At 43.1% G+C, this 6,571-nt stretch carries 6 protein-coding genes; 5 read left to right on the forward strand and 1 reads right to left on the reverse strand.

Annotated features, from left to right (window positions below; genetic code table 11):
- Positions 1-2,304 (reverse strand): transglycosylase domain-containing protein (locus ACMJ0U_RS06200; RefSeq protein ID WP_417128908.1); only part of this gene is annotated, 2,304 nt, incomplete at its 3' end.
- 193 nt (positions 2,305-2,497) lie between these two features.
- On the opposite strand from ACMJ0U_RS06200, the gene pyrB reads away from it, so the two are divergent.
- The 5 genes from pyrB to glyA are packed head-to-tail and all read left to right on the forward strand — an operon-like array spanning position 2,498 to position 6,553.
- Complete coding sequence (gene pyrB, locus ACMJ0U_RS06205; RefSeq protein ID WP_417128910.1) at positions 2,498-3,439, forward strand: aspartate carbamoyltransferase; 942 nt, start codon at positions 2,498-2,500, stop codon at positions 3,437-3,439.
- Positions 3,440-3,467: 28 nt separating this feature from the next.
- Positions 3,468-3,926: an aspartate carbamoyltransferase regulatory subunit gene (pyrI, locus tag ACMJ0U_RS06210; RefSeq protein ID WP_417128912.1), complete on the forward strand. Its 459-nt coding sequence runs from the start codon at positions 3,468-3,470 to the stop codon at positions 3,924-3,926.
- A gap of 3 nt (positions 3,927-3,929) precedes the next feature.
- Positions 3,930-4,496 carry a flavin reductase family protein gene (locus ACMJ0U_RS06215; protein ID WP_417128913.1) on the forward strand — a complete coding sequence of 189 codons (567 nt, stop codon included), beginning with the start codon at positions 3,930-3,932 and terminating at the stop codon, positions 4,494-4,496.
- 7 nt (positions 4,497-4,503) lie between these two features.
- On the forward strand, positions 4,504-5,241 hold the full coding sequence (locus ACMJ0U_RS06220) for a porin family protein (protein ID WP_417128914.1): 738 nt from the start codon (positions 4,504-4,506) through the stop codon (positions 5,239-5,241).
- Between the two features lie 31 nt (positions 5,242-5,272).
- Complete coding sequence (glyA, locus tag ACMJ0U_RS06225; protein ID WP_417128916.1) at positions 5,273-6,553, forward strand: serine hydroxymethyltransferase; 1,281 nt, start codon at positions 5,273-5,275, stop codon at positions 6,551-6,553.
- Positions 6,554-6,571 lie beyond the last annotated feature (18 nt).

The raw sequence follows: 6,571 nt of genomic DNA on the forward strand, positions 1-6,571 counted from the left end.
ACGTGTATTATTTTCTTCTTCTATTTCTGTCAGTCTGTCTTTGCAAGGATCGAAATCACCCGGTATATCGAATGTTTCATCTGGAGAGTATCTTAATGTTTTGTCTGCATAAACTTTCTGCATATAAATACCCCAGATAGGCAGTGCCATAGAAGCCCCTTGACCGTCGCGCATTGTATCAAAGTGAATGTCTCGTTCTTCACCTCCAACCCAGCAACCAGATACCAGTGACGGAGTAAAGCCCATGAACCATCCATCAGAGTTACGGTTCGTTGTTCCTGTCTTACCTCCCATGTCGGCCTTAATACCATACAAACGACGAACACGACCACCGGTACCTTCATTGATTACGGCACGCAGCATGACGAGCATCTTGTAAGAAGTTGATTCACTAATAACTTCATTTACCTGTGGAGTGAAGTTAGCTACGACGTTACCATCATTATCTTCAATGCGGGTGACAAAAAGCGGAGCAGTGCGAATGCCTTTATTGACAAAGGCCGTATAAGCACTGACCATCTCTCCTACCGAAATCTCACAAGGACCAAGACAAAGAGAGACTGTAGGCTGTATATCTTTGTTCAATACACCGAATGAATGTATCAGACGAACCAAGTCGTACGGGCTGAGCTTGCTCATAAGGTAGGCTGAAATCCAGTTATTAGAATTGGCCAATCCCCACTTCAATGTCACGATTTCTCCATAATGTGACTTAGAACTATTACGGGGTGACCAGGCCTTTCCGTTTTCATCAAAAAGCGTCTGCTCCACATTACGTACCTCGTCACAAGGCGAAAATCCGTTTTCCATGGCAAGCGCATATAAATAAGGTTTAATGGTTGAACCTACCTGACGACGGCCTACCATAGCCATATCATATTGGAAGTAGTTATAATTAGGTCCTCCTACGTATGCTTTCACATGTCCCGTAATCGGATCCATAGACATGAAACCAGCTCGCAGGAAGTGTTTATAATATTTGATAGAGTCAAGCGGAGTCATGATTGTATCTTTTTCCCCTTCCCATGAGAATACAGACATCTCGTATTTGGTATTAAAGGCTTTCATGATTTCAGCTTCCGAACATCCGTCAGCCTTCATGGTACGATAACGGTCGCTCTGGCGAATAGAACGGTTCAAAATCTGTTCTACTTCCTCTGGAGTAAGTTCATTGGTGTATGGAGCGGTCTTACGTCCTCTTTTTTCCTTGAAGAAGCGAGGTTGCAGATACTTGGCTACATGCTCATAAACGGCTTCCTCGGCATATTGCTGCATTCGGGAATTGATGGTAGTATAGATTTTCAAACCATCTACGTAAAGATTATAATTGGTACCATCTTTCTTTTTATTCTTTGCACACCAACCGTACAACGGGTTAGTTTCCCAAGCCAGAGAGTCTTCATAATACTTCTGCATCTGCCAGCCACGGTAATCGCTCCGGTCCGGTTTACGGGCAGTCATTACGCCACGCAGGTATTCACGGAAATAGGTAGCCAGTCCGTCTTTATGATCGACAGGCTGAAATTTCAGCACCAAAGGAAGAGCCTGCAAGGAGTCACATTCTTCCTGAGTAAGGAAGCCCGCCTTACGCATCTGGTCAAGAACAGTATTACGGCGTCCACGGGAACGTTCATTAAAACGACGAGGATTATAGAGAGAGGGATTCTTACACATACCTATCAACGTAGCTGCCTCTTCTATTTTCAGATTTTTAGGCTCTTTGGCAAAATAAGTTTTGGCTGCAGTTTTGATTCCTACAGCATTGTTCAGAAAGTCGAACTTATTAAGATACATGGTAAGAATCTCCTCCTTTGTATAATAACGTTCCAGTTTTACGGCAATCACCCATTCGATAGGTTTCTGCAACAAACGCTCCATCACATTATCCGCTGTAGGTGAATAGAACTGCTTAGCCAACTGCTGGGTGATGGTGCTACCTCCACCGGCATGTTTCTGCATAAAGATTCCGCGCTTGATAACCGCACGCATGAAAGCCCGGGCATCAATACCGGAATGGTCTTCAAAACGCACGTCTTCAGTAGCCACCAACGCATGTACCAGATGGGGAGAAAGGTCCTCATAGCCTACATATACTCGATTTTCTTTACTAAGCGACCAAGTACCCAGTAGTTTCCCGTCTTCTGAAATAACCTGAGTGGCAAACTTCAGATTCGGATTTTCCAGTTCTTCCACTGGAGGAACATAACCGATCTTGCCTTTCGCAATGGCTGTAAAGACAATGGCAATTGCAGCAATGCAGAGAAACACAAACCCCCACATTGCATATATAAATATTTTTCTCATACTTTTATTATATTCATTAATTAGACTTTTAAGCCGCAAATTTACGGAAAATCTTTGTAACAAAGACTTATTTTCCGTAATATCCTCTTAAATGCGAAAACGTAATCCGAAATATCCCAAAAACAGTAGGATTTCTATTTTTTTTATCTACCTTTGAATTCCGGTATTATAAAAGTAATCAAAAACAGCTAACATGGAAAATAGAAGTTTAGTTACTATCGCAGAACATTCCAAAGAGAAAATCATGTATCTTCTGGAAATGGCAAAAGAGTTCGAAAAGAAACCTAACCGCCGCCTGCTGGCAGAAAAGGTAGTTGCCACTCTGTTCTTTGAGCCATCTACCCGTACCCGCCTGAGCTTTGAAACGGCAGCCAACCGCCTGGGAGCAAGAGTTATCGGATTTACCGACCCTAAAGTAACCAGCTCTTCCAAAGGAGAAACTCTGAAGGATACCATCATGATGGTGAGCAACTACGCTGACATCATCGTAATGAGACACTATCTGGAAGGAGCAGCACGTTATGCTAGTGAAGTAGCTCCTGTACCCATCGTAAATGCCGGAGACGGTGCAAACCAGCATCCTTCACAGACGATGCTGGATTTATACTCCATCTATAAGACTCAAGGCACACTGGAAAACCTGAACATTTATCTGGTAGGTGACTTAAAATACGGAAGAACGGTTCACTCGCTGCTGATGGCTATGCGACACTTCAATCCTACTTTCCATTTCATTGCTCCGGACGAACTGAAAATGCCGGACGAATACAAGCTGTATTGCCAGGAACATCACATCAAATACGTAGAACACACTGATTTCACGGAAGAAACCATTGCAGATGCCGATATTCTGTATATGACCCGTGTACAACGGGAGCGTTTCACCGACCTCATGGAGTATGAAAGAGTAAAGGATGTATATATCCTGAACAACAAGATGCTGGAACATACACGTCCGAATCTGAAAATCCTCCATCCGCTTCCTCGTGTGAACGAGATTACTTACGACGTGGACGACAATCCGAAGGCTTACTATTTCCAACAGGCCAAAAACGGTCTTTATGCCCGCCAGGCTATCCTTTGCGACGTACTGGGAATTACGCTTGATGAGGTAAAAGCTGATACTGAAAAATAATCCGGAAAACTATTCAATTCAAGTAACTATGAGTGAAAAGAAAGAATTACAGGTGGCTGCGCTGAAAAACGGAACAGTCATTGACCATATACCATCCAATAAATTGTTTACAGTCGTATCCTTGCTTGGTTTGCAAGATGAAGATGCAAACATTACGATAGGCAACAACTTTGAAAGCAAGAAGCTGTGCAAAAAGGGAATTATCAAAATTGCCGACCGGTTCTTTACGGAAGAAGAAATCAGCCGTCTATCGGTGGTGGCTTCTAAAATCAAGCTGAACATCATTCGTGATTATGAAGTAGTGGAAAAGAAAGAGGTAGAAATGCCCGACGAACTGAAAGGCATCGTGAAATGCAACAACCCGAAATGTATCAGCAACAACGAGCCGATGCAAACCTGGTTTCACGTCATCGACAAAGAAAAAGGCCTCCTGAAGTGCCACTACTGCGAGAAAGAGCAGCAGAAGGATAACATCAAACTTCTGTAAACCATGAAGCAGGACTGGAAACCAGGTACAATGATTTATCCTCTTCCGGCTGCCTTGGTTACATGCGGCAGTTGCGAAGAAGAATATAACATTATCACCGTAGCGTGGGTAGGTACAATCTGTACCAACCCGCCTATGTGTTATATCTCTGTCAGGCCGGAACGACATTCTTATCCTATTCTGAAAAAGAATATGGAATTTGTCATTAACCTGACCACCAAAGACATGGCTTTTGCCACAGACTGGTGCGGAGTACGTTCAGGAAAAGACTACAACAAGTTCCATGAAATGAAACTTACACCGGGAAAGTCCTCTATGGTGCAAGCTCCTCTCATTGAAGAATCCCCTCTCTGCATTGAATGTCGGGTAAAGGAAATCGTGGCGTTAGGTTCGCACCACATGTTTATTGCCGATGTGGTCAATGTGAAAGCTGACGACAAATACCTGAATTCAGAAACCGGGAAATTCGAACTGGCACAATCAAACTTACTGGTTTATACACATGGAGGATATTATGAACTGGGAGAGAAAATAGGCAAGTTTGGATGGTCTGTAGAGAAAAAGAAATAACTGAATTATGATAAAAGAAGTCCTATTTACCCTCATTGGAAGCGGTGTGCTGACAGTTTGCGAATTGCAGGCACAAACCGTAACCACACCTATGGTTACACTGAAACAGCCCCGTTTCAATTTAGGAGTAAAAGCAGGCTTCAACTCTTCCATGTTCTTTACGGATGAGATTTCAATTAACGGTAAAGAACTGGAATTCGCCCAGAACAATTATAAAGTAGGCTATTTTGCTGCGGTGTTCTGTCGGTTCAACATGAAAAAGCATCATTTCATCCAGCCAGAGTTCTCCTGCAACATCACACAAGGAAGTGTCTCTATCCCCAGCACATTGGCCAACTCGGAAATCCTAAAAGAAAATTCCCTGATTAAAAGAAGGATGACTACGTTTGACCTCCCCGTTCTTTACGGCTATAAGTTTGTAGACGTACATCCATATGGAATGGCGTTTTTCGTAGGTCCCAAGGTGACATGGGTATGGGATAAGCATTGTTCTACCGAATTCACAGGTTTCCACCAACAGGGCATAAAGGAAGAGCAGTATCCGTTCCAATATAGCGGAGTTGTGGGGTTGGCGGTAAATGTATCTAACATCTTTTTTGATTTTCGGTATGAAGTGGGACTTCATAACACCATACGTTCCATCACTTATAACACCGAACAAACAGAGACTCCACATAATGAAGGAAATATCAAATTAGAACAACGAAAAAATATTCTGAGCTTTTCCGTCGGAGTTATTTTCTAACAGGATTTTCCATTTTAAAACAACTATAATCATGAAACGAGACGATTCAATTTTTAACATCATTGAGAAAGAGCATCAGAGACAATTGAAAGGTATTGAACTAATTGCCTCGGAAAATTTCGTAAGTGAACAAGTCATGCAAGCCATGGGCTCTTGTCTGACTAATAAATATGCAGAAGGTTATCCCGGGAAAAGATATTACGGAGGATGTGAGGTGGTAGACCAGAGTGAACAGCTGGCCATCGACCGCATCAAGCAGATTTTCGGTGCTGAATGGGCCAACGTACAACCTCATTCAGGTGCACAGGCCAATGCTGCCGTATTTTTGGCTGTATTGAACCCAGGAGATAAGTTCATGGGATTGAATCTGGCACATGGAGGGCATCTTTCACATGGTTCTGCTGTAAATACTTCGGGCATTCTGTACACTCCATGCGAATATAACCTGAATAAGGAAACCGGTCGTGTAGACTATGACCAGATGGAAGAAATTGCCTTAAGAGAGCACCCAAAATTAATTGTAGGTGGAGGCTCCGCTTATTCACGTGAATGGGACTACAAACGGATGCGTGAAATTGCAGACAAGGTAGGTGCCATCCTGATGATTGACATGGCACACCCAGCCGGACTGATTGCTGCAGGCTTACTTGACAACCCAGTGAAATATGCACATATCGTAACTTCAACTACTCATAAGACTTTACGCGGTCCGCGCGGAGGTATTATCCTGATGGGAAAAGATTTCCCTAACCCATGGGGCAAGAAAACACCAAAAGGAGAAATCAAGATGATGTCACAGTTACTAGATTCAGCTGTATTCCCCGGTATTCAAGGAGGTCCACTGGAACATGTCATTGCTGCCAAGGCCGTAGCATTCTACGAATGTATGCAGCCGGAATACAAAGAGTATCAAATCCAAGTACAAAAAAATGCACGGGCATTGGCTCAGGCTTTAATGGAGCGTGGTTTCACCATTGTTTCAGGAGGAACAGACAATCACTCTATGCTGGTAGACTTGCGTACCAAATATCCCGACCTGACTGGAAAGATAGCTGAAAAAGCTCTGGTAGCAGCAGACATTACAGTAAACAAGAACATGGTGCCATTTGATACTCGTTCCGCATTCCAGACATCAGGTATCCGACTGGGAACTCCGGCTATTACCACCCGTGGAGCCAAAGAAGACCTGATGTACGAAATCGCAGAAATGATTGAAACTGTACTTTCAAACGTAGACAATGAGGACGTAATCGCGTCTGTACGTCACCGCGTGAATGAAACAATGAAAAACTATCCTATATTTTCATATTAACTAAACGATTAAAAAACA

This window comes from Phocaeicola sp. (assembly GCF_048170425.1).
In the GTDB taxonomy this organism is placed as follows: domain Bacteria; phylum Bacteroidota; class Bacteroidia; order Bacteroidales; family Bacteroidaceae; genus Phocaeicola.

Excerpts from the sequence above, each read along its gene's own strand:
- pyrB (WP_417128910.1), top strand. The coding sequence starts at position 2,498 with ATGGAAAATAGAAGTTTAGTTACTATCGCAGAACATTCCAAAGAGAAA.
- pyrI (WP_417128912.1), top strand. The coding sequence starts at position 3,468 with ATGAGTGAAAAGAAAGAATTACAGGTGGCTGCGCTGAAAAACGGAACA.
- ACMJ0U_RS06215 (WP_417128913.1), top strand. The coding sequence starts at position 3,930 with ATGAAGCAGGACTGGAAACCAGGTACAATGATTTATCCTCTTCCGGCT.
- ACMJ0U_RS06220 (WP_417128914.1), top strand. The coding sequence starts at position 4,504 with ATGATAAAAGAAGTCCTATTTACCCTCATTGGAAGCGGTGTGCTGACA.
- glyA (WP_417128916.1), top strand. The coding sequence starts at position 5,273 with ATGAAACGAGACGATTCAATTTTTAACATCATTGAGAAAGAGCATCAG.